The sequence below is a fragment of the Akkermansia sp. KLE1798 genome, assembly GCF_001580195.1.
Taxonomy (GTDB): Bacteria; Verrucomicrobiota; Verrucomicrobiia; order Verrucomicrobiales; family Akkermansiaceae; genus Akkermansia; species Akkermansia biwaensis.
Genome location: NZ_KQ971094.1, coordinates 1 through 23327, shown reverse-complemented (window position 1 = coordinate 23327; position 23327 = coordinate 1). Strand labels below are relative to the sequence as shown.

Here is a 23327-nt window from a genome sequence, read left to right as displayed (position 1 = left end):
TCTCCCCTTGTTCCGGCATTCCATGCAGCCCAGGAAACAGAAGCCATTCAAGCTCTACTCAACCTCTGCGGCGGCGCATCAGTATGGCGGCCAGGCCTATCAATCCCAGAGACGCCGTAGCCGGTTCAGGAACCATTTCTCCGGAAATCTGAAGATTGGTGATCGACGCGGCCATGCCCCCTGACTGGCTCCCTGATTTATAGGCGTTAAAAATAAGCCCGTAGGAATCATAGGAGGCATCACCCATATTCAGGTCGATGGAAACGTGCATGCCATCGGAAGACAGGTTGTCAACCGCATCCGCCAGGGACCAGGTGCCGATAACCGTGGAAGAGCCGTCGGCGGCAAACCCGTAAATGTCACACGTGTAGGTGCATTCAAACTGAGCGGAACCCCACGTACTGCTTTTGGCAATATCAAAGGACAAGGCAGAAGGAGCGGCGGCAGGGGCCAAAGAAAATTTGAGCCCGGCAAAGTTGCCGCCAGTGTTCTGGGAGGCCGCGCCCCCAACCTGCAAACTGACAGCTCCGGCGCTGAACGCAACCTGGTTCGCCAAAGCCGACTTCTCCCAAACGCCATGCCAGGACATGAGATCATACCCCCATACATCCGAGGGAGTAATCCCGTTGGCGTTCAAACCTGTAGTTCCGGAATCCACCGGAGACAGGTCCATCAGCACGGTGGAAGCCTCCGCTGCGGGAAGCAATGCGAGGCAACCTATGAGATATAGAGTTTTCTTCATATGAGGCTGTTAATATTTTATTGGTTATAGATAACGGATTTCTAATCCGGAAGTCAACGAAAAAATCTGGAGAAAAGTTGATTAGGGATAATAAATATATAAGGATAATAGGAATAACAGGGAGCAGCAAAATCCCCTATCATTCCTATGATCCTTATGTTCCCTGTCATAAGCATTCTTGCGTTGCGGCGTTGATTTATCACGGATTAGAAATCCGCAGCAGATGTTTTTCATATTCCTGCCTCTTGCTTATTAAATATTTACTTCAACTCAGAATAGAAAAAAGGAGCAGGATTTCCTATCCTGCTCCCTTGAAAACAATGGCGGGTTAACGGTTTAATACGTCAATTCACCGTTCATGACGCGGCGTTCAAACTCGGCCACGTCCACCACCTTCCCGCTCAGGCGGGCGTGTTCCGTGGCAAAGGCCATCACGTGGGAATGGGCGGATTCCTCAATGGAAGTAGTCATGTCTGCCGGGGAGGGTACCGTGAACATGTCGTCGTACAGCGCCTGCACCAGTCCCCAGTCGCCTCCGCCGTGCCCCTGGTAGCCGCCTTCCAGTTCTTCCAATTCCACGATGCGGGGGCGGCCTCCGAAGTGGGGCGTCACGGTGATTTCGCCCGGGCCGTTTTCCTTGTAGAAGGCTCCGGAGCGGATCCTGCCTTTGGTGCCGTACACTTCAATGTGGCGCCCCTGTTCAAAGGCCGTCATGGTGAAGGTGCCGGTCAGGCCGCCTTCAAAGCGCATGATGGAGACCTGGTGGTCCGGCTGGTCGTTGTCGCACTGAAGGTAGTCCCTGCCCCACGGAGAGGTCTTGAGCCATTCATAGATTTCCTCAGCCGTGGCTTCCCGGGCACGGTCGTACACCATGCCCAGCCAGCGTTTGCATTCGTCGTCCGTGGCGTATTTGCGCGCGTCCCAGGGGTCTTCCCCCACCGGAGCGGTCCAGTCCGTGCAGCGTTCCGGGCGCGGGGATGTGAGCGTCTTCCTCGTGAAGAAGGAGAGTTCCCCGAAGCTGGCGACGGACAGGCATTTGCGCCGCCCCATGAGCCAGTAGAGGATGTCCATGTCATGGCAGCATTTGGCTACGATCATGGGCGTGGAGGTTTTGCTGTTTCCCCAGTGGCCGCGAACGAAGGAGTGGGCGAAGTGCCACGCCCCCACGCCTTCATTGGCGTTGAAGGTGACGATGTCTCCGATTTCCCCGCTGTCGATGATTTTTTTCAGCGTGCGGTAGAACTGGGTGTAGCGCAGGACGTGGCACACGGCCACGCGGCGGTCCAGGCGTTTCGCCAGGTCGCGCAGTTCCAGGGCTTCTTTCAGCGTTTTGGCGATGGGTTTTTCCAGCAGGACGTTGTAACCCAGTTCCAGGGCCTTTTTACAGGGGACGTAATGGTAGTCGTCCTGCGTGCCGATGATGGCGACGTCCGCCAGGCGCGGTTGCGCCAGCAGGGATTCCGCATCCGGAAACAGGCGGACGGAGGCGCGTTCCTCCTCCGGGGCAAAGTCCCGCACGGCTTCCGCGCGTTCCTTCACGGGGTCCGCCGCCGCGGCAATGCGGTAACGGTCCTTCCGTTCCATGGCCAGCTCCATGTAGGTCCGGGTGCGGGAACCGCAGCCGATGCCGGCGAGGGAGAGTCTTTTTTGTTCAGGCATGAGTGTGACAGACGGGCGGACGGTTTAAAGAATGCCGGATTTGACAAGGAGGGCCTCCGCATCGGGATCACGCCCCATGAAGTCCCGGTAGAGTTCCGCAGCGGGCTTGCTGTTGCCCTTGCTCAGGATGCAGCGGCGGAAGTCGCGGCCGGTCCGCGGGTTCAGCACCCCTTCCTTCAGGAAGCGGCTGAAGGCGTCCGCTTCCAGCACTTCCGCCCATTTGTAGGAATAGTAGCCCGCGGCATAGCCCGTGGGGTCCGCAAAGATATGGGTGAGGCGGCGTGCAACGGACGGGCCGCGGTGCGTCATCGGAACCCGGTAGTCCGCCAGAATGCGTTCATCCGTTTCCTCCAGGGCGCCCCCCTTGTATTCGGGCCAGCGGGCATGCAGCTCCAAGTCCAGCTTGCCGAAGCAGAGCTGGCGCATGAATGCCGTGCCGCTCATGTAGTTGCGCGCGGCGCGCATTTTGGCGAAGAGTTCTTCCGGGATTTTTTCACCGGTTTCATAATGGGCGGCAAAGAGGTCCACGGATTCCCGTTCCCAGCACCAGTTTTCATTGATCTGGGAGGGCAGTTCCACGAAGTCCCAGGCCACGCTCGTTCCCGCCAGGGATTTCACTTCCACATCGGAAAGGAGCTGGTGCAGCAGGTGGCCGAATTCGTGGAAGACGGTTTCCACTTCCATGTGGGACAGCAGGGCCGGCCTGTTCCCTACGGGCTTGGTCATGTTTCCGACCATCAGGCCCAGGTGGGGCACCCGCGGATTGCCGCCGCATGGCGGCTCCCCGACGCTCAGGCAGTTCATCCAGGCTCCTCCGCGCTTGGAGTCGCGGGGATGCCAGTCTGCATAGAAGGAACCCATGTGTTCCCCGGTTTCCGAGTCGTGCAGGTCATAGAACAGCACATCCGGATGCCAGACTTCCACCGCGCCTTCCGGCATTTCTTCCCCGGGTTTGACGACCGCCGTTTTTCTGGGCGTTACCGTGATTCCGTACAGTCCGGAGTAAATGGAGAACAGGCCGTCCATGACCTTCTCCACGGAGTAGTAGGGCCGCAGGTCTTCCTCATCAAAGGCGTACAGCTCCCGGCGGCGCTTTTCCGCCCAGTAGGAGGTTTCCCAGGGGGAGAGTTTTTCCACGGGTTTTCCGGTTTTTTCCTCCTTGTATTGGCGCACGGCTTCCATATCCGCCAGGAAGGAGGGCTTCACTTTGTCGTGCAGGTCATTGACGAAGTCCAGGGCGTTCGCGCCGCTGGCCGCCATCCGGCGGGAGGTGGTGTAGTCCGCAAAGGTACCGAAGCCGAGCAGGCGGGCCTTCCGGTCGCGAAGGTCCAGGATTTCCGCGATGAGGGTTTCGTTGTCGTATTCCCCGTCCCTGCCGATGGTGCAGGAGCCTTCCCATACCTTGCGGCGCAAGTCGTCGGAATCCGCAAATTGCAGAACCGGCTGAAGGGAGGTGAATTTTTGCGTGAAGCGCCATTCGGGTTTTTCTTCCGTACCGTGGCCGTTGGCCAGGGCGTCCAGGCGGGCGGCTTCCCGTGCGGATTCCGGCAGGCCGGAAAGCTCCGCCTCATCCGTCACCACCAGTTCCCACGCATTGGTGGAGTCCAGGACGTTTTCCGCAAATTTCTTGGTCTTCAGGGAGAGCTGCGCTTCTATTTCCGCATATTCCGGTTTCACTTCATCCGGCAGGTCCGCTCCGCTTTCGCGGAAGTCCGCCAGGGTTTCCTGGATGAAGCGCTGCTTCACGGGGGAGAGGTCTTTCACCCAGTCGCAGGCCGCGGCGGCCTTGAGCACCTTCCACAGCATGGGGTTGAGGGAAACGGAGGAGGAGAAGGCCACCACCTCCGGCAGCATTTCCCCGATGGCTTCGCGCTGGGAGGGTTCGTCGTTTACGGAGTCCAGATGCATGATGCGGCCCCAGCCGCGGTTCAGGTCCTCGGAGGCTTTTTCCAGGGCGCCGAATGTGTTTTCATAAGTCAGGGAGTCCAGAGGCAGGGCGCAAATGGCCTGGATGTTCGTCTTGGCGCGGGAGATGGCTTCCGTAATGTCCGGCTTGATGGCTTCCGGCGTCAGCCGGGACCAGGAGACCAGGAAGGAGGGGTCCAGATAAGGATGGTTCATGTCGATTAATGGGTTTTATTGAAAAGGATTATTTGGCTGCGGCGCGGACCTTTTTCATGGTTTCCAGCACTCCGGCGTGGTTGGGGAAGCGTTTCAGCCCCTGCTCGCACATTTCCAGGCTTTCCTTGTGTTTGCCGGCTTTCAGACAGGCGCGGGCCAGAATCCATTCTTCCGGATACGGCAGCACGGGGGGCAGCAGAAGGGAAGCGAAGCGCTGGTCCCGGATGGCGTTGGAAAGCCAGATATTGGCGGATTCCGGGAACATCATGGCGCGGATTTCCATGGCGTACGCGTTGCCGAGCTGCAGGCTGCGGACCCAGTAGGAAAGGCTCATTTGCTGCCTGGCCGTCGCCGCGCCGTCCATCAGAAGGCGGATGATGCCGGAGAGCTTGTCAAAGCGGGCGGATACGGCGGCCGCCCCACCCTGCTGCGAGGAGTATTTGGCCCCCATGTACTGGGTGAGCATGGCCATCATGCCGTTGCTCAAGTCCGGGAAGCCCTTGGGAAGGGGAGCCGGCGAGGCCTTGAGGACGTATTCCTGCCGGGGAAGGTCCGGATTGGCCAGCATGAGGCGGACGGGAAGGTTCCTGGCCTCCCATATTTGCAGGAGCGTTCCGGGGGCGAGGGGATATTTCGTGTCCAGAGGAACGGAGGCGACGGCGGAGGCTATCCTGTCCGCCTCCTTGTAACGGCCCGCGCAGAATTCGGAAACCGCGCGGTAAATGGCGGAACGAAAGTAGGCATCGTTGAGGGCGCGGGGTGCTTTTTCCGATTTCTCCCAGTCTATGCACAGGTCCTCCGATTTTTTAAAGGCGGCGCAGGCGCCCCGGTAATCTCCCGTGCGGAACAGGAAATGGCCCAGCAGGTGATGGGCGGAGGAAGACTGCGGGTTGGAGGCCACGGCCCTGCGGGCGGTTTCCACCGTTTCCGGAGGGATGACGGAAGCCACTTCATCCAGCAGAGCGCGCATGAACAGGGCCGCCTGGGAGCCGGGACGCTTTTTCAGCACTTCGTCCACGATACGGACGGCTTCCTCCTGCCCCTCTCCGGGTTTGCCCCGGTCGTCAAAGCCGTCCCGCAGGAGCATGGCGTAAAACAGGGGGGCGTAAGGGTCACGCGGCCATGTTTCGTACAGAGTTTTCCACGCCTTGCGGGCTTCTTCCGGGCCATCCATGAGAAGCACGGCCAGGGCGTCCGCATAAGCCCGTTCATGTTCCGGGAAGGCGGGATGAAGCGCCAGTTCCTTCATGCTTTTCATGGATTCCACGCGCTCCTTCTGGAATTCCGGCCCTGCCGCCATGAGGCTCATGCATACACCCCAATGGGCCATCAGGCAGTCGGGGTCCAGCTTCAGGGCGGCGGAAAATTTCCGGTACGCCTTCATGTCGCCGAAGGTGAGCAGGTGCGTCATCCCTTCCAACACCAGCGGCTGGGCCGCGGGGGAAGAGGTGCAGACGGCCATCATTTCCACGCCGGGAGGCAGCGGCGGGGCCTGAGCCGGACGAACGGCAGCAGCATCTTTCTTCCATGTATTCAGGACGGGACGGTCCAGCCAGGGAGCGGCATTTGCGGAAAGAGCCGCACACAAGCCGCACGCGGCAGCCAGAAAAACACGGTTGAAGGGGAACTGCATGGGATAAGGCGGTGTTGGTTACATTCTGTCCGGCACGCGGATGCCAAGCAGCCCCAGCCCGTGTTCCAGCGTTCTGGCGGTCAGCTCGCACAGAGCCAGCCGGGAATGGCGAACGGCGCCTTCCGATTTCAGGACCGGGCAGGCTTCATAGAAGGAATGGAAGGCGCGGGCCAGATCAAACAGGTAGGCGGCCAGGATGTTCGGACGGCAGTCGTCCAGCACCTGCGGAACGACTTCCCCATAACGGGCGAGAAGTCTTGCCAGGTGGATTTCCGCGTCCCGGGAGAGCTCCACGGGAGCGGTCCAGTCCAGCGGAGCGCCGTCCAGCTTCCTGAAAATAGAGCGGACGCGCACGTAGGAGTTCTGAAGGTAGGGGGCCGTGTCCCCCTGGAGGGCCAGCATTTTGTCCCAGTTGAATACGTAGTCCGTCATCCGGTTCTGGGAGAGTTCCGCAAATTTCACGGCGCCGATGCCGACGATTTCCGAAACGCGCTTCTTTTCCTCTTCCGGCATGTCCGGGCTTTTTTCCTCCACCACGCGGGCGGCCCGTTCCATGGCTTCATCCAGCACGTCCTGAAGGGAAACGGTATCCCCGGACCGCGTCTTGAAGGGCTTGCGGTCGTCGCCGAGAATGGAGCCGAACGCTATGTGGCGGTAATCCCCGTCCATGCCGCGGCGGCGCTGGGCGGAGAAGATCTGGCGGAAATGAAGCGCCTGCGGAGCGCCTACCACGTACCAGATGGAGTCCGCGCCCCAAGTCCTGATCCGGTGGTCCAGCGTGGCCAGGTCCGTCGTGGCGTAAAGGAAACCGCCGTCCGCCTTCCGGATAATGCAGGGATTGGCGCGCCACTCGCCCTTTTCCTGAACCAGGAAAGGGTCTTCATTCGGCGGAACGGAGCCGTCGGAAAATACGCAGATGGCTCCGTCGCTTTCGCGGGCGAGCCCGGCGGCGATCATACCGTCCACCAGAGGGGCCAGTGCGTCGTTGTAAAAGCTTTCCCCCAGCCAGTAGTCAAAGTGGATGTCAAGCTGGTCGTAAATCCTGGAAAGGCCGGATTTGGATACTTCCACGCAGCGTTTCCAGATGGCGAGGTTTTCTTCGTCCCCGGCCTGGAGCTTTACTAGTTCCGCCTTGCAGGTTTCCAGCAGTTCCGGCTTTTCTTTGCACATCAGGTTCACGTCCTTGTACACGCGCAGCAGTTCGTCAATAGGATTGGCGGCCAGGGCCTGTTCATCCAGAATGTTTTTCCAGCCCCACAGGATCATGCCGAACTGGGTGCCCCAGTCGCCGATGTGGTTGTCCGTAATGACTTTGTGGCCTACAAAGCGGGCTACGCGGGAAAGGGCGTCGCCGATGATGGTGGAACGGATGTGGCCCACGTGCATCGGCTTGGCGACGTTGGGCGCGGAAAAGTCGATCACGATCGTTTTGGGGTCCCGCACCTGCTCCACGCCCAGCCGTTCGTCCGCCAGCATGGCAAGCAGCCGCGAGGCGTAAAATTCCGGCTTGATGCGGAAATTGATGAAGCCCGGTCCGGCGATTTCCAGGGAGCAGACATCGTCCTCCCCCGCCTGGTCGACCACCTGCTGGGCGAGCGCGCGGGGATTCGCTCGGCACCGCTTGGCCAGAACCATGGCGGCGTTGCTCTGGTAGTCCCCGAAGCGCAAGTCCGCGGACGGAGCCACGGTGGCGCGAAAATCGGCGGGAAGGTCCGCCCCCAATACCGCCTTCAATGCGGCCGATAACTTTTCTTCAAGTATTCCGGGTATGGTCATGTCTGCCCAGATGAACGGACATTCCACCGCCGTAGTCAAGGCGCAACTGTCATGAAGACATACCTTTTGACCCGCAATTCAGCCCGGAAATTGCCGGAGCGCCCCACTGGGAAGAATGAGACCGGCGAGATAATTGATTTTACAAACTTCCCGATTTCCTCCTTTGTTTCCGCAGCCGGATCATCCTTTTCCTCTATTAGCGTAGTTAAGGGTTATTAAGCTACCGCATCAGACATCTGATCTGCACGATAACCAAACAGGACGAAGTGTTCTCAGCAAAGCTCCTAGCCACGGCCCTCCATCGTTTAAGTTTAAGGAAAGCATTCTTTGCCAAATGCCTGCCTTTGCTGAGATGGCGCTCGCAATCCTTCTGTTTTTTTCGATTTCTGTTGGGCCGGATAACGACCATCATTCCATGGACTTCAGTCTTGTTGACGATAGCAGTTGCATCATCTGCCTGGAAATTTCTAGAAATATCAAGAACACCTCATCACTGCGGCCAGGTTGATCCCGTCAAGATTCCGGGAACGGGGAACTGTATCTATATTTTAACATCGTTTATCATGGTTACAGGTTAATTGCTGTAATCCGGCATTACGTAATCCTCTATTGTTTCCGATATGATTCCGTCTCCGTAATTCATGCTTACCTCACTTTCCAGAGCGTCAAATAACGGATTAGAAATTTCTTCTTTCCCAATCTTGAAATTCATTATTGGGTTACGGAAGAAGATGACATTATTGCAATAACTGTTGACGTATATATTATGATATGCTGCAAACGCTTCCGGCATTGGGAATGTTGCAAGACAGGACACGGCTCCAGTCCTAGTGATACCATTACGGATCATATATACCTTCCCGCTTTCTTCTGTCTCTCCGAACCATTTGCCATTTTTTGAACCCTGTATGAGAAATCCGGCAATGCCCTTTTCATTCATGTGGAAATTATTCAATATGGAAATAGTTGTTTTTACTTTAAAATTAGTTCCATCTGAATATTGTATCCGCACGCGGAAAGTACTTTGTTGGGTAGGATTGTCTCCTCCCAACATAGCAATTTCAATAACAGCCATGTTTAAATTAGGCTGGAGAGAATCTGATATGTAGCAATCCCAATCATCCAGGGCGTCTCTAAACCCTGACGATAAAACACTTTCGTAGCGGGTGGTTGCAAAAGTATACTTGATCCAGTAGGGATTATCAGTGTTCTCGGTGTAAATTCTATCACAATTGAACGGGAGGTATATTCCCCGGTATTGATTATAACCGGAACCACTTCCTAAGGGCATGCATCCGCCACAAGTCTTGACAAGGGCACGACTTGACTGCCGGTTATTAAGACTTGTTTGTAATTTGTATAGTTGTCCAGGGACAACTACCGGCAATAGAGTAGACCCATTGCCCAGCCTGGACTGTGCCGGATCAATATAGAGGGTCTGCATGCCATACTGCTGCAATGCTCCGAACCCCATAGCGGCATATTTGTTAACGCCGGATTGATTGGATGTGAATGCGGTTGCGTTTTGCATGCGAACACCGCCATTGGCGTTGATAACGGCTCCCGTTGTCAAGCCTCCGGACAGCGTCATGTTTCCGGCACTGTCTACGATTGCATCTTGTTTTGCATTCCAGGCGGCACGTTCTTCCGCCGTGACATGCACAATGCCATTTCCGGTATGGGAATTGAAAGTCACCGTATCGACCTTGTCAGAAATGGCGGAGGCGTCCGCCTTTGAATTCCATGTTACTCTCTCAGCTGCAGTCACGTGCGCCGAAGCATCGGTGGGATGTTCGATAAGCATCGGCAAATAGATGCTCTTGTACGGAGTAGTGGGGTCTTCCCATGAAATAGTGCCATTATCAGGAGACATGGTCAAACTAGCTCGCTCATCGGCAAATTGGCCCTGCCAATACAATGTCAGCGGTCCCCGGTGATAGCTGTTCATCTTTGCATCCCACGTCGCTCGTTCTTCCGTTGTGACATGCGCAATTCCGTCCTCCACGTGCTCATTCAATTCATCCCGAGATGTCATGAGGATTCCATTTATTGTATTAATTTTATTCATGGTTATGCTTTTTGTTTGTGGTAAAGTGGCTGAATAATTCCATCGCTGTCTCGTCCTCAAAAGCTTGCGTCCAGCCCGGGCGTTGACTGCTTTCACATTTAAATCAATTCATCCTTGATTCTGGAGATATTCCGTTTTCTCTGATGGTGAGATGATAGGCTTGTCCGGACTTGGAGCGATTTCCATTTGTCGGTCAAAACGGCAAAGAGCAATGCCACTTTCTTAAAAGTTTCCGCCTACTTGGCAGAAATAGCATCCTGCGTAAAACGTCGAGATTGGAGTAATCTTTCTACTTCCGGAAACACGGCATCTTCCTCTCCGCCATATTCTGCTTGCCGGAACGCGCCGCCTGCACCATCTGGTCAATGGTACGTGCATCACAGTTCAGGTAGAGCCTGCAAAAAGCTACCGTTGAATCGTCAATGATTTAGGCCTTGCGGAATGAAAGAAGCCGCCTGTATCCGCCTCCTTTCGGCAGTAAACGCCCTTCATCCATCCGTCCTTCCTTCCCAATCCGCCCCAAATGTCCCGGCCGTCCCCATCGTCCCATTCAAGCGCGTCATCGTTCCATCGTACGATGAAAAAAGGGGAGACTTAATATTTTTCTCCCCGTCCCTCTTGGCGAACCGGGCGTCCAGCGCCCGAATCCGCCATTTCCGTCAGCAGGCCTTCCCTAGAAGGACCGCATTCTGGAAGACTTCAGCCATGCTTCCAGTTTCTTGGAGGCCTTCGCCTCTTTTTCCCGTTTCTTTCCCGGCACGGACTTTCCGGAGAAAGCCTTCGCCAGAACCAATGCCAGTTTTCTTTTCATTTTCATTCTATCTTGTTTAGGGTTTGTTCCCTCCGGCAGCGGGGGGCGTTCAGGAAGAACCCCTTCCGTCCCCGTGGGGAACGCCGCCTGCTTACTGTAAGCAGTAAGTTTAGTCCAATAGAAAAAAACAATTCCTTGTCATACCTAATACAATAAGATATGAAAAGAACGCAATGCTTTAATCAAGAGACTTTTCCAGAAGCATTGCCTCCTTGGCGGCGTCCGGATCAAAGGGGAGGCCTATTTTTTTCATCTCCGCTTCCACGCGCCGGTGTGACGAATCGTCCTCAATCATGCCGTCCAGAGTGCGTTTCAGGGAAGCCAGGTTGGAGGTGTACAGCTTCTGCCGCCCCTCCGAGCGGGAGGCCAGGATGCCCTGCCGGTCAAACAGGGCCAGCACCGTATAAACGTCTCCGTTTTTACCGCCGGCGATCAGGTTGACGCCAAAGAGGGGAATATTGCCCAGAACATCATTCTTGGCCTTCCTGTAGCGGAAGGTCCACAATACGCCGTTTCTCATGGTTACCACGTCGGAGGGCTGCCCCAGCGCGTCGTAAACGTCCGCCTTGGAGGATTTTCCCGGAACCAGGGTACCGTATACCGCAGGAGACGCCACGGATTTGTTGCCGTACGTAACGGAACAGGAGGCCAGAGCCAAACAAAAAATGCCCAGGAAGGGCAACAGGACGTAACGCATCTGCATGAAGGAAAGGTACGTTGCCCGGATTCCAAGTCAATCCCGCAGCCCATCATCCCCCCTGCATGCACCGGAAATACCGCACCGGGAAAAAATGCCTTTACAGGATTTCCTCATTTCTCCCCGAAGTCATATTTCTCCGTCTTCCACAGGAACATGCGCCGGTACAGGTGGTATTCCGTCACGCAGAGGACGGGCATGCCGATAATTCCGATGAAGGGAAGGAGCCGGAACAGGTGGCGGCACAGGAAGAGCACCACCATCAGGAAGCTTTCCCTGAATACGGTCATGTACAGGGAATACGGGTTGATGAGCGTCCTCTTGTACAGGGAGGAGGCCAGCAGCGGCCCCAGGATGGGAATGACCCCCAGCACGACCACGGCCGCGAAGGTCCAGCCCCTGCGGCGGCCCACATACGCATCATACCGGTCCACGGATTGTTCACCCTGGAGCACCGCCTTTCCGCAGGCGGGGCAGCACTGGTTCAGCGTAGGCTCATGGAGCGGCTGGCCGCAGTAGAAGCACCGCCGGTAGCTGCGGAGGACTTCCTCATGCCTTTTCCATCCGGTGGACGGAATCACGGTGCGCAGCCTGGAATAACCGATCCAGTTCAGGGCGCGGGGAGAAGGGTTGGGCGTGCCGCATTTCGGGCAGTGCAGGCCGCACGGGTACATCATGGTGCCGCATTTGGAGCAAAAAATGCGGTGGTCGTATTCCCGGCGGCGGCAAAAGAGGTAGTAGGCCCCCAGGGCCAGGCCGCCCAGCAGGCCCAGCGCGATCACCACCCACGGATACAGCAGGGAGTAGGCCACCAGGTATTCCGTCCAGGAGTGGTCGGACTGGTGCATGAGGGATTCCGGCCCGATGGGGTTCTGCGCCACGTCCGGAAGGCCGCTCACATATTTTTCCCCCATGTCCCTCAGCGGCCCCGCGGGGAGCCATTGTTGTATGGGATAGGGTTCTCTCATGATCGGATGTGCATACGGTGCTCACATTACAGACAGGATTCCCCCACGGTTTCCGTCAAAAAAGCCTGTGTCATTCATGGTAAGGCCACGGTCCGGAAACATGGAGAAAAAAGTCAGCCATTGCCGGAAAATTCCGGCGGCGGACGGAAGCCGCACTTTTCATGAAAAGCCTTTCCATGTAACATCCGTAGCCATGCCGACACTCCGCCAAGCCACCAAAGACGACATCATGCTCATCCACGAACTGGCACAGCAGGCTTTTCCCGCCACCTACCGGGACCTCCTTTCCCGGGACCAGATGGAATTCATGATGGACTGGATGTATTCCCCCGCCAACCTGCTCAAGCAGATGGAGGAAGGACACGTGTACTTCATCGCCACCCACGAAGGGGAATACTGCGGCTACCTTTCCGTGCAGCTGGAGGGACCGGGCGTCTTCCACCTGCAGAAGATTTACGTGCTGCCCGGCTTCCAGGGAAAGCACATCGGCAGCTATCTGTTCCGCCAGGCAGTCAGCTACATTAAGGGCATCCATCCAGCCCCCTGCCAGATGCGCCTGAACGTCAACAGGTACAACACCAGGGCCGTCGAATTTTACAACCGCATGGGAATGAAGGAAGTGGAACGCGGAGACTTCCACATCGGCCACGGCTACTACATGACGGACTATATCATGGGTCTGGACATTGCCTGAGAGCTCCGGCCCAGGAAACCCGCACTTCCGGCGAGACGCATGTTCCCTGCTTGACTCTCAACGGAAAGTGTTCCATCATTCCTCCATATGAGAACCCTGACTACTCTTTTTCTTGCCGGAACCCTGGCCGCCGTTACGGCGCCGGCATGCATTCATGCGGCGGAAACCGGCAAGGGAGCCAAGGTCACCTACCCCGCCTTTGACGACAGCAAGTACATCCACGGCCCGAAAATCACGGCTTCCAGCCTGAAAGGGAAAGTCGTCTTTTTTGAATACTGGGGCATCAACTGCCCGCCGTGCATCGCCAGCATGCCGCATCTTCAGGAACTCCAGGATAAATACCAGTCCAAGGGCTTCACCGTCGTGGGCAGCCACAGGCAGGGGCTTTCCCCCAGGGTGAAGCAGTTCCTGGAAGAAAAGAACATCTCCTTCCCCGTTTACCAGGGGCTGGATATTCCGGCGGCCTCCTGCCCGGGCGGCCTGCCCCATGCCGTCCTGATCGGGGCCAATGGAAAAGTCGTTGCCAAGGGCTACCCGCCCGAACTTTACAACTTGGTGAAAAAGGAAGTGCTCAAGGCGGAACGCGGCCTTCCCATTCTGGAAGACGTGGAGCTGAACAAGTACAAATCACTGGCAAAAACGGTCGTCTCCAACGGCAGCAACATCGAGTCCAAAATCACACCCCTGCGAAAAAAGACGGACGACGAGGAAGCACAGGCCGTGTGCGCCGCCTTTGACGACTGGCTGGGGGACGCCAAAGACATGGTGCAGGGCCAGATCAATTCCAACCCTCTGGAAGCGGTCACCGCCATCACGCGCCTGAAAACCGCCGTGCCGTCCGTCAAGGAGTTCGATGAAGCCCTGGCAACCCTGAAAGCCAACAAGGACCTGCCCAGGCTGGCGGACATCAATAAAAAGATATCCGCGCTGGAACAACGCAAGGCCAAAGGACGCAAGGTGACGGAAGCGGACCTCAAATCCCTGACACAGGCCGTGGACAAATTCGCGGAGTCCGACAACGAAGCCACACAGACCGTGGCGGCCAACCTGAAAAAATCCCTTTCAGCCCTGGCCGCTCCCTCCTCCGACGAAAAATAACCTTTTCCGCCGGACAGTCCCATTTCCGACACAAACAGGCGTCACAGACGCCTGTTTCTTTTTGCTCCGGAAGTTTTATTCTTTTTCCCGCCGGATAAAACGTCGGGAGCCGAAAGAACGGAGCATGTTTTCCGGACAAAAGAGGAAAGAGCCCGGTCATCGTCCAGTTCCGTCATCAGGAAATGCGGTTTGGCGCCGGGATAGGGACTGCCCTGCTCCTGTTCCGGAAGCATTTCCAGCCCGGGATCCGTCACCTTCACAAACAATTGGTTGCCGCATATCAACCCGAAATATTTCCGGTCACAGTACAAACCGTACTCCCCGAACATTTTCTTGAAGGAAATTTCCCCGGCATGCCGGAGCTGGAAACAAACATATTCTACAAAATCCGGAGACGAAGCCATGTCCCATACTCCCATATTCACGGCCTGCCCTGCAAGCTGTAAACGGACGCCTTTTGCCTCCATGATGCGTTTTTATGGAATCCGTTCTTCCATCATCCGTTTTCAATCCTGCGGCGATTCTGGAACCTTTCACGGAAAAACCGCACCTGCCGCCTGTCCCTGAAACCACCACAAATCCGTCCTCATCCCGTTCACAGTAGTGGGGCACTTCTTCTCCTGCCGCTTTGAACTCATGCGGAACATAAAACAGGCTTTACAGCAAAAAATTTTCAAGATACTTTACGCCCACGCTTTTTGCATGGAGAGATGGCAGAGCGGTTTAATGCAGCGGTCTTGAAAACCGCCGTGGGGAAACCCACCGTGGGTTCGAATCCCACTCTCTCCGCCAGTTTTTCCCATGTGCAGAATAGGTTGTCCCCCCGGTATGAGGCAACGTCTCCCCTCTGAAGCTTGTTCCGGGGAGATACATTCCGACACCAAATGTTGCGTTATGGACTTAATCCAGGGATAGATCCACGTACGGACTTTCCGCTTCCTCCAGCAACGGAAGAATATGAGTCCGGAAACGATTCACCAAACCAGGATTTTGAGAAAGAGGAATGACTTCATTTTCCTGAAAGTCCCGAATTACGTTTCCGTATCTGGCTTTTTTCATAAAGTGCATCCAGCAGGTATTGGGATAGGATTTTATGCAGGGATGGCAGGTAATATCCACTTCGTAAGGCGCCGCAATTCCATAACGGGGTAAATTGTTCATGCCGCAAATGAATGAATCACCTCCTCCGTTTCCCGGACGTGGCCCATAAATCATGAATCTTTTCTGGAAAACCAGAGTATTATGCCCCCGGATAGAAACGCAATCCTCCGGTTTGCCTACCATTTGATAAGCCGCTTCCAATTCCTGTGTAAAATAAATTTGATCAGCATCCACTTTGCCGACACAGAATGATTTTCCAGCGTAAAGACCACTAATGAAATCCATTCCGAAATTCAAGTAGGTGTCAATTCTGTTTTCCCTGGGAAGAGCCCTTAAATCATCTACTGAATGAGGGGGAACCACATGATGCGGATAATAAAGAAAACTCAGGCGACACTCATATTTATCTTCAATATGCTGTTTCCATTTTTCCATGAGTTCCATACTGCGGTCTTCCGTATCCGACCACAGGATAACGACATGATCCAGAACGGGAGCTACACTTAAAAGGCAGGGGATAATAGTGTTTTCTTCATTGAGAATACGGAGAAAGCCTATCCGTTCCAACCTTTCTTCCGAAGAGCCTGCTGTTTGTATGAGAGATTTCATGTTGATCCTGGCAGTGTTTAAATATGAATGATATTATAATTTCAGGCGGACATGCTTGTTGCAGATTCACTTGAATTTTCTCCGCATCCGCTTTGCGTTATTTTATGAAACATTTCGTTCATCCATGAATGAATCAATTCCGGTTTTTGCTTTACCAATTGTGTGATTTTTCCATGAACGAGGGCAATGTCCTCATCATTTTCAGCGTGATGAACATATGTTTTTGTCAGATAAGGCTCTAATCTTCTTGTTGCTTCTGCATCACAGTCCCAATGTGGATTTGAACTGTAAAAACCAAACAGGTGCAGACCGGAGAATTTTTCCTGCCGCAGTATCGCCAGAGGATCTCCATAACGTTGGAAAAGAGACAAAAACGTTTTTTTCTTCCTTACCTGTTCATGCGCCGGAGAGATGTATTTTCCCTGATGCATAGGTGATTCGCCGCTAAAATCAAGCGGCCAGGGACATCCCCAAACGCCCAGGTGAAGATAAGGAAAATCTTTTTTCAACCGGAAGGCCAAAATCAGGGCCATGAGGGCATCCTTGCAAATGCCTGTCAGAAGAATGGATTTGAGTCCGGGCATCTTCCTTATTTCATGTGCGATATCAAGCTGCATGCGGTCCAGCAGGAGAAGCCCTTCCCATTGATGATGTTTAATGCCCATGAAGGGATTCCGCAAGTTACGGAATACGGAATTATTGCCGTCATAGAGATTAATGAGCAATTCATCCGCATATTTGTTCACTTCATTAATGGAAGAGGAACAATGGTAATTCAGGTATTGGTATTTTCCCTTTTCCGTTTCATAAAATTCCTCCCTTCCCCAGTTGTCCCATTGAAGAACGAGCTTTTCTTCATCATGGTGAAGAATGGCTGCGGTATCATTGCGGTGGAGCCTGCGTCCCCGTTTCCCCTGTATACGAAATTGATCCGTCCATTGGGGATGCCTGATGACAATGTCCTGCACGGATTCCTCTGGCATTGAGGGAGTCTCTAAAGAAGCGGAACCCGGCAATAGAGGAGAGGAATAATGAAATTCCCCGGCCTCATCCTCCAGAATGGGAATTACCCTTCCATGGGCGATGAGAGACTGAATATAGGCATTTTCCACAGATGCATGGTGCTTGGGGCTCCCGCAAGCCCTCAAATTCATATCCGTATCTCCCAAATAATAAAGTTGGGCATCCGGAAACAGATAATCCGCCAGGCAAAGAGCTTTGCTCAATGTCGTGAAGTTAGGGGTACTCCGATGAACTGCTCCCGGCATGAATTTCCAGTTTTTCAAGCCTTCCCGGCAGGCAAATTCATTGGAATACTCCAATTCTTCATTATTGAAATAGATTTCCGGGATTTCAGGAAGCATATCCATATGCCTTTCCGCAGGAGAAAAAGCCAGATACCCGGGAAAGCATGAAATCAAAAGGATATCCGTTCTTGTTCCCGCTAAACCGGAATTCAGGTTATCCATTTTACTAACCCGCATGACCTGGTCACAGGAATCAACAAATGCTGAATAATTGCGTTTCAAATTCCGTTTATTGGAGATGATGCATACTCGTTTCTTGTGTCCTTCAGAAGCCAGAAAACGCTGATATTCTTCATTTCCGCTCAATCTTGACAACAGCTTCCATTCCTCTTCCGTATCAATTTGCAAACAACAGGGAAAATCGTTTGAATACGGGCGGGAACCGTTATCAAACAGAGTGCCGGATTCCTGAAAATGCTTCTGTGTGATAATATTAATATTGCCATCAAAGAAATAGAAAAATTTCCTGGCATCCTGTTCGCGATGAGCCACGTGAAATTGCCCATCCAGATGGCCGATCATTTTAATTCTATGGGCCGTATAGGCTGAGTGAATTTCCCCTTTTTCCATGTCTTCCGCCATCTGACGCAAGAGTCCTGCCCTGCGCAAAGGAGAAGTCGGCTGAAGGACGGCCAATATTTCACAAGATAATCTGGACAGAACTTGGCGAACGCAATTTTCCATTCTCCGGTCATCCACCGTTTCCCGGAAATATCGGATGCCTTCCCGGCGGCAGCGTTCCATGACATCTTCACTGTCCGTACTGACAACCGGAGTAAATCCTTCCTGTATGGCATACGAAACGGAATAAAGAAACAAGGGGCGCCCTGCAAATAACCGACAGTTTTTGCCGGGACAACGTTCCGAGTCTTTTTTGGCCGGAATAACGGCCAGTTTAGGAATCAAATGCGAGGCTGAGCCTTCTTTACCTGGCGCAAGGACAGTAGAAACGGATTTTTTCAGCATCCGGAGCAGCTTGAGTTCCATTTTTCCCGACCATTGCTTGCCGTCGTCATACCGGGGCATGATGGGATGACCATAATGCAGGCACTTGACCTTGATGGACGGCCTGCCGGCACGGCGTATTTTCCCGTTGGAAGCAACCATGGAAAAAAAATTCTCCAGGCGGCGCATGTATTCCTTGATGTCCGGGCTGCCGGGAGCAAAGACGGGACCATTCATGTAACTCAAATAGAGCTCTTCATCCTGGTCAAGACGGATAATGTATTCAGCCAGGGCTTCCGGGGATGAAAAATCCCCGGCATTGACAAACCGTGATGGATTGACCTCCTTTCCGACATCGGGTGCACCCCAGTAAATGGGGAGGGAAAGGGCGGCCAGAGAGTCAATCAGTTTTTCAGTAGTGTAACCGGCAGCCGGATAGTTTTCAAAGGCAATCGTGAATTTATAGGATGAACAAAAGGCGATCTTGTCCCGCACACATTCTCCCATATTGTTCAGCACCGTACCTCCGCAATCTACGGGCTTGTATTGGGAAAGAAGACGCATAAAGTGAATTCTTTCCGGAGAATTCCCATTGGAATATACAAAGTTGCAAAAACGCGTGTGCCTGGACAAAAGAGATCTTTTATCCTTGGGATATTGTTCCACTACCCCAGTCCTTTTTATATAATCCCTTCCCATCCAGTTGGGAAGACGCAAATGGCATTCGGGATAGGGGACATCCTCCCTCATGAATGAAATAGCATAGTCGCATTCATCCCACAACGGTTTTACAGATTCAGCCGTATAGAAAACCCGGACGCCTTTAAACTGGCGGTATGCATTTCCAAAGACGGAGTAAATCAGCAAATCGGCTTCATCCTGCCTATCCACAATGACCATATTCAGTCTCTCCCTTAAGACTGCTGATAAAATGGAATCATGCGGATTGAATCCCTGCCAAAAGTCGGCAAAGGCCACACGCGTCGGTTTCTTGCCATTCATGACTGCTTCCTCAACCACGCGTGCCCCCCATATTTGGAAAGCGATTTATCCTTCACCAGGATTTTAACCCTATGCTTGAGCCCCATAAGATGATAGCGGTTAAATACCAGAGTCTCAGGGAACAAATATTCCGGTCCCAGAACAAGGGGATGCCTGCCAATCACATATTTGTTGATGTGGCTTTCATCATGCCAGACAGCTATAATTCCATTGTCGAGGTCCCGTTTGACGGCCCCGGCCAATTCCTGGCACATGGAAAGAAAGTCCTTGGCCTTTCCTCCATTGAAACCTCCGGCGACATAGTATTCCCCCTGTCCGGGAGAAATTCGCGCTTCGGACATTCCATTTTTTTCATAGGGATAACAGGAAAGGGGAAGTTCGTAAAATCCCGGATGAAGAGTCACGGCAAGTCCCTGCCGATCATTCGGAAAGATTTCCTCTCCAATGGGAGAGACCGGCAATAACGTACCATTCATAAAATAAATGTAGTCATATTCCTGCAATTCTTTCTCAATACTTAAGAAAGTCTCAAACCGCCTTAAGGTTTCCATCGGCCAGGGATAGAACGGCTTGCTGACAAGCGTTACATCATCAGCAGTTTTTACTTCATCATGATCCGTGAACAGAAAATAGCGGACATCGTGGCCTGGCAGGAAATATTGCTTGGAGGCTGCATAAAAATCTTTCCAAAAGGTTATATAGCGCCCTGTAGAGATATATAGTACAGCCACTTTCCTTTTCCGTGAGGAAGGAGAATGCTGCTGATTTCCATTTTCTGAAAGGAAAAACGAACCGTCTTCTTTCCTTCTGAATGTCTCCGTTCCCCATTGGTCCCATTTAAGGGTCACTTCTTCATCGGTTAAGGAAAGGACGTCAGCCCAGTCATTCCTCTGAAAACGGCATGCCCTGCCGCCAAAAATACGTACAATGTCGTACCATTGGGGATGACTGATTTCTATGAGCGATTCGGCATTGGCCCGGCTGGTAGAAATGTGCCAATTTCTTCCCCGGAAGTCTCCCGGCACCAGGCCCCCACGTATCACGGAAGCATTGTTGGTCTGAATAACCAAATGCATCGGAAGAGACATTTCCTGTACGTAACGGATACGGTTGCAACTCCCGGTGTCAATCATGAGCTTATGCATGAGATTATCTTCCGTAAACCCGTATCCGGAATGTCCCAGCCTTGGAAAAATCTCGGAGATTCTTCCGGGCTCCTGTTCACAGGTGATTAATTTTTCAAGGACATCTTTGCTGAATACCATGGTGGGACCGAAACAGCTGAAAAAGCCATTCCCGCAAAGTGGATATCCCCCACGGTTGTTCAGATATTGGCCAAAGCCACAGTAATAACTGCTGAATTCCGGAGGAAGATGCTGATGAAAGTCATTGACGGATTTAAAATAGTCCCTTCCGTACAAATCATCGTCGTCAATTTTGGCAAAAAGGTCGTAGTTGGAGATATCCAGACCCCGTACTGTATCTAAAAAGTTGGAAAGCTGGTTTTTGTTCGGGAACAGTCTCATCGTCAGCCGTCCTTCCTGGATGAAATGCTCAAAAAGAGGAAGAACGGTCTTGCGGTATGTTGTTTCCGGGATGCCTTTAACAGCGGCAAAAACATGGAAATTCTCATAGCTCTGGTCCATCATGCACCAGATTTGCCTCTGTAAATCCGCCAAACGCCTGTAGGAAGCAAGGCAGGCCGCAATACGGCAGGCCGGTCTTTTTTTTGTCCGTTCATGCTGGTAGAACAAATTGTGACGGGCAACCCGAATATTGAGTTCGCCACTGCTGTTGGCCGCCTCCAACGCAACATCTGTTGGTAGCCGATAATCGGCAAAAACCTGAATGACTTTTTTCCGCTTGCAAGAGGGAATTACCATGGCATGCGTTCCCCATACATAGGCCGTGTTGGAGTCGGTCCCTCCCGTTTTGAAATCTTCAAACAAAAGTTCATCAGACTCAAACGGATTTCCCTGAGGCGACCAGACGGCATGGTGAAAGAGTCTGAAAATATCCGTTTCCGGGTGCTCCTCCATCTCTTTCCTCAAAGCCGTCTCCAAACGTGATGAAGCCACCATGGGAACGGCATCGCTTTCTCCAAAGATAATCAAGTCATTTCCGGCATATCTCCTGTCTTCCAATACCTGGATGAAGGATGCCCTCAGGGAACGGACATGGGAGCGTTCCGCGGAACAAGGATCCCGTCCGATAAATGCGGCGCTTTCCTTCTCCCGTGTATCCTTCAAGGATGAAAGATCCCGGGTGGAAGGATAGAGTTCCAATTCATATCCCATCCGGTGCAGTTCGGAAGCTCCTTCCGCCATCTCGCCGGAAGACACAATCAAGACGCATTTCATAAAATTTCAATGTTAAAGTTTAATCCAGGTTGGGCAGAAAATATCCTGTTCATCTTCAATATTTCCGGTAAACCACTGTTTTTGAATGAAAACCCGTTGCTGGGAGCCCAGCCACGCCCCCCACCAGGAAAAGGAGGAACAGGAAAGAACAAGTTCCTGCATGGCCGTCAATTCCCGCAGGGCGTCCAGTGTTTCATGCTCATCCATGACTATTTCAAAACGCCTGGCTTCCGGAACACCCTCCACCAGCTTCCGGGCCAGATCCGGAGAGTCGGAAAAAACAACCAGTGTTTTGATATTGTCGGAAAGATTTTTAAACGCTTCATTAAGAAAGGCGGCATCCGGTGTATGGTACATATCTGTTCTCTGAAGGTAATCTCCCATTCTCAGATGAACGCCGGCTGTACTTTCCCGCACGGGTGCGATGAGAGGCTGGAACAGTGAACGTATTTCTTCAGCAAAATCCTTAAAATATCGTTCACTTTGAAAGTAGCCGCTCAACGCGCCGCGACGGACCGTATCCGGGATGGACCTGTAAGAAAATCTGGATTCCCTGTACGTTACGGGATCGGAATAACCGCCATCCGGACACGGGGAACACGCACCCCCCAAATAAGACATCAGCTTCCAGGTGTTCAAATCGTGCCGCCAGGGAATGCGGCATCCCACATCCGTTCTGAGCGCATGAGCGTAAGTGGCGGCTATTTGGAACAAATAGTTGCCTGTTCGAGCACCTGGCATGAATTGCAGCGTCACGTACTCGGGAGAAATCTGGTCTGAATCAGAAGGCAGGGACAGGAATCCACGGGGTCTTCTCTTCTTCGATTTCCCTGCATCCAGACAAACGACACCCAGCAGGTCGAAGGGATGTTCATCCCTGTCAATGCGTCTTTCAAGACACTGAAGATGCAGATGCCGGGAAGCCCCCGGAGTATGCTGTGAAACCCGGAATCCGAATTCCTCCAGCAAGTAGCTTAAAAAATCGGTATTCCACAGGGATTGATGCTGATACGCTTCCATAAGCGTACACAAGTCATGTTCCGAAGCCGGCTTTTCCCGGAGCCGTTTTTTCATGTATTGCCTGAACGCTGGGGTCACTACACCGTGCATCAAACGAATATCGCGGAAACTCAAACGTAAAAATCCTCCCGGTTTCAGGCAGCGGAACGCCTCCGCAAAAAAGCGGCAGGCCTCTATGGGAGTTACCTTGTCGATCACCTGTTCCAGATAAAACGCATCCACGGAATCATCCTTCCACGGAAGCGGGCGGGTAATGTCATAGTTGGGAGCGTCCAAATTCAGCCAGCCATTCAATCTCCGGTTGCCACAGCCCAGGTGGATGTACAACAGAGGAGATTGATCCATGATCTCGGCACTCCTGGCAGAGAGCTTGCTTTCAGACCATAATCGGTACAGAGAAGGCATGCCGCGGCGCTGATGAATTTCCATTTCCGACCCGACATAGACACCTTCTTCTAAAAGAAGCTGCTCCATCGGCCACATCTGCCATTTCAGCGTCAGCTCCTCTTTCTGCCCAATACTCCACCAGCCATAACAGGAAGTATCACGGCGGCGGAACACCCCATTGGAATAAAACAACATCTCACCTTTCCAATGGAGATGTTCTACATCGCAGACAACTGAGGGGACCCTGTGGCTGAAAGTATACAGGGCATTCATAATGGCAGGTGTGCACCAGTGCGCCGTCACCATGTCATTCCCGGCATCAGGATAAT

At 53.3% G+C, this 23327-nt stretch carries 16 protein-coding genes and 1 tRNA gene; 3 read left to right on the top strand and 14 right to left on the bottom strand.

The genetic code is table 11. The features are described from left to right. Nucleotides 1-58: 58 nt before the first annotated feature. From HMPREF3039_RS10580 to HMPREF3039_RS10545, 9 genes are all read right to left on the bottom strand, one after another. A complete protein-coding gene (locus tag HMPREF3039_RS10580) occupies nucleotides 59-742 on the bottom strand; it encodes a PEP-CTERM sorting domain-containing protein (RefSeq protein ID WP_147550163.1) in 684 nt (227 codons plus the stop codon). Nucleotides 743-1078: 336 nt separating this feature from the next. After that, nucleotides 1079-2401, bottom strand: a complete 1323-nt coding sequence (locus HMPREF3039_RS10575; protein WP_067572899.1) for a Gfo/Idh/MocA family protein — start codon at nucleotides 2399-2401, stop codon at nucleotides 1079-1081. 24 nt (nucleotides 2402-2425) lie between these two features. Then, on the bottom strand, nucleotides 2426-4522 hold the full coding sequence (locus HMPREF3039_RS10570) for a M3 family metallopeptidase (RefSeq protein ID WP_067572897.1): 2097 nt from the start codon (nucleotides 4520-4522) through the stop codon (nucleotides 2426-2428). A gap of 28 nt (nucleotides 4523-4550) precedes the next feature. Beyond that, the gene (locus HMPREF3039_RS10565) at nucleotides 4551-6155 is read right to left on the bottom strand and encodes a tetratricopeptide repeat protein (protein ID WP_067572895.1); all 1605 of its coding nucleotides are present in this window, start codon (nucleotides 6153-6155) and stop codon (nucleotides 4551-4553) included. A gap of 18 nt (nucleotides 6156-6173) precedes the next feature. Then, entirely contained in the window at nucleotides 6174-7931 is a 1758-nt protein-coding gene (gene argS / locus HMPREF3039_RS10560; RefSeq protein WP_067573186.1) for an arginine--tRNA ligase, read from the bottom strand. Between the two features lie 574 nt (nucleotides 7932-8505). After that, nucleotides 8506-9999 carry a hypothetical protein gene (locus tag HMPREF3039_RS10555; RefSeq protein WP_067572893.1) on the bottom strand — a complete coding sequence of 498 codons (1494 nt, stop codon included), beginning with the start codon at nucleotides 9997-9999 and terminating at the stop codon, nucleotides 8506-8508. A gap of 673 nt (nucleotides 10000-10672) precedes the next feature. Further along, complete coding sequence (locus HMPREF3039_RS13885) at nucleotides 10673-10810, bottom strand: hypothetical protein (RefSeq protein WP_156473617.1); 138 nt, start codon at nucleotides 10808-10810, stop codon at nucleotides 10673-10675. 178 nt (nucleotides 10811-10988) lie between these two features. After that, nucleotides 10989-11507 carry a hypothetical protein gene (locus HMPREF3039_RS10550; RefSeq protein ID WP_147550166.1) on the bottom strand — a complete coding sequence of 173 codons (519 nt, stop codon included), beginning with the start codon at nucleotides 11505-11507 and terminating at the stop codon, nucleotides 10989-10991. Between the two features lie 113 nt (nucleotides 11508-11620). Further along, complete coding sequence (locus tag HMPREF3039_RS10545) at nucleotides 11621-12475, bottom strand: hypothetical protein (protein WP_067572889.1); 855 nt, start codon at nucleotides 12473-12475, stop codon at nucleotides 11621-11623. Between the two features lie 193 nt (nucleotides 12476-12668). Between HMPREF3039_RS10545 and HMPREF3039_RS10540 the strand changes: the two genes are divergently transcribed. Both HMPREF3039_RS10540 and HMPREF3039_RS10535 read left to right on the top strand, forming a co-directional pair. Beyond that, on the top strand, nucleotides 12669-13169 hold the full coding sequence (locus HMPREF3039_RS10540) for a GNAT family N-acetyltransferase (RefSeq protein ID WP_067573184.1): 501 nt from the start codon (nucleotides 12669-12671) through the stop codon (nucleotides 13167-13169). Nucleotides 13170-13256: 87 nt separating this feature from the next. Next, nucleotides 13257-14267, top strand: coding sequence for a TlpA disulfide reductase family protein (locus tag HMPREF3039_RS10535; RefSeq protein WP_067572887.1), 1011 nt, complete (start codon nucleotides 13257-13259; stop codon nucleotides 14265-14267). Between the two features lie 41 nt (nucleotides 14268-14308). On the opposite strand, the gene HMPREF3039_RS10530 is transcribed toward HMPREF3039_RS10535, so the two are convergent. Next, entirely contained in the window at nucleotides 14309-14734 is a 426-nt protein-coding gene (locus HMPREF3039_RS10530; protein ID WP_231863915.1) for a TfoX/Sxy family protein, read from the bottom strand. A 237-nt stretch (nucleotides 14735-14971) separates the two neighbouring features. Between HMPREF3039_RS10530 and HMPREF3039_RS10525 the strand changes: the two genes are divergently transcribed. Then, nucleotides 14972-15059, top strand: a tRNA-Ser gene (locus HMPREF3039_RS10525). Nucleotides 15060-15167: 108 nt separating this feature from the next. Here the strand turns inward: HMPREF3039_RS10525 and HMPREF3039_RS13880 are convergent. Genes HMPREF3039_RS13880 through HMPREF3039_RS10505 form a run of 4 tightly spaced genes read right to left on the bottom strand, consistent with a single transcriptional unit; the run spans nucleotide 15168 to nucleotide 23193 of the window. Continuing rightward, nucleotides 15168-15977, bottom strand: a complete 810-nt coding sequence (locus tag HMPREF3039_RS13880) for a hypothetical protein (protein ID WP_147550169.1) — start codon at nucleotides 15975-15977, stop codon at nucleotides 15168-15170. Nucleotides 15978-16018: 41 nt separating this feature from the next. Continuing rightward, nucleotides 16019-19231, bottom strand: coding sequence for a glycosyltransferase family 10 domain-containing protein (locus tag HMPREF3039_RS10515; RefSeq protein WP_082770260.1), 3213 nt, complete (start codon nucleotides 19229-19231; stop codon nucleotides 16019-16021). After that, nucleotides 19228-21591 (bottom strand): glycosyltransferase family protein, encoded by a 2364-nt coding sequence (locus HMPREF3039_RS13380; RefSeq protein WP_082770261.1) that lies wholly within the window; start codon nucleotides 21589-21591, stop codon nucleotides 19228-19230. The genes HMPREF3039_RS10515 and HMPREF3039_RS13380 overlap by 4 nt, the downstream gene beginning before the upstream one ends. A 12-nt stretch (nucleotides 21592-21603) precedes the next feature. Further along, nucleotides 21604-23193: an alpha-1,2-fucosyltransferase gene (locus HMPREF3039_RS10505; protein ID WP_067982745.1), complete on the bottom strand. Its 1590-nt coding sequence runs from the start codon at nucleotides 23191-23193 to the stop codon at nucleotides 21604-21606. Nucleotides 23194-23327: the final 134 nt, after the last annotated feature.

Coding starts and splice junctions, on each gene's coding strand:
- HMPREF3039_RS10530 (WP_231863915.1), bottom strand. CDS start 14,734: ATGGAGGCAAAAGGCGTCCGTTTACAGCTTGCAGGGCAGGCCGTGAAT.
- HMPREF3039_RS13380 (WP_082770261.1), bottom strand. CDS start 21,591: ATGAAATGCGTCTTGATTGTGTCTTCCGGCGAGATGGCGGAAGGAGCT.
- argS (WP_067573186.1), bottom strand. CDS start 7,931: ATGACCATACCCGGAATACTTGAAGAAAAGTTATCGGCCGCATTGAAG.
- HMPREF3039_RS10540 (WP_067573184.1), top strand. CDS start 12,669: ATGCCGACACTCCGCCAAGCCACCAAAGACGACATCATGCTCATCCAC.
- HMPREF3039_RS10570 (WP_067572897.1), bottom strand. CDS start 4,522: ATGAACCATCCTTATCTGGACCCCTCCTTCCTGGTCTCCTGGTCCCGG.
- HMPREF3039_RS10515 (WP_082770260.1), bottom strand. CDS start 19,231: ATGAATGGCAAGAAACCGACGCGTGTGGCCTTTGCCGACTTTTGGCAG.
- HMPREF3039_RS10555 (WP_067572893.1), bottom strand. CDS start 9,999: ATGAATAAAATTAATACAATAAATGGAATCCTCATGACATCTCGGGAT.
- HMPREF3039_RS10545 (WP_067572889.1), bottom strand. CDS start 12,475: ATGAGAGAACCCTATCCCATACAACAATGGCTCCCCGCGGGGCCGCTG.
- HMPREF3039_RS13885 (WP_156473617.1), bottom strand. CDS start 10,810: ATGAAAAGAAAACTGGCATTGGTTCTGGCGAAGGCTTTCTCCGGAAAG.
- HMPREF3039_RS10505 (WP_067982745.1), bottom strand. CDS start 23,193: ATGTTGTTTTATTCCAATGGGGTGTTCCGCCGCCGTGATACTTCCTGT.
- HMPREF3039_RS10565 (WP_067572895.1), bottom strand. CDS start 6,155: ATGCAGTTCCCCTTCAACCGTGTTTTTCTGGCTGCCGCGTGCGGCTTG.
- HMPREF3039_RS10550 (WP_147550166.1), bottom strand. CDS start 11,507: ATGCGTTACGTCCTGTTGCCCTTCCTGGGCATTTTTTGTTTGGCTCTG.
- HMPREF3039_RS10575 (WP_067572899.1), bottom strand. CDS start 2,401: ATGCCTGAACAAAAAAGACTCTCCCTCGCCGGCATCGGCTGCGGTTCC.
- HMPREF3039_RS10535 (WP_067572887.1), top strand. CDS start 13,257: ATGAGAACCCTGACTACTCTTTTTCTTGCCGGAACCCTGGCCGCCGTT.
- HMPREF3039_RS10580 (WP_147550163.1), bottom strand. CDS start 742: ATGAAGAAAACTCTATATCTCATAGGTTGCCTCGCATTGCTTCCCGCA.
- HMPREF3039_RS13880 (WP_147550169.1), bottom strand. CDS start 15,977: ATGAAATCTCTCATACAAACAGCAGGCTCTTCGGAAGAAAGGTTGGAA.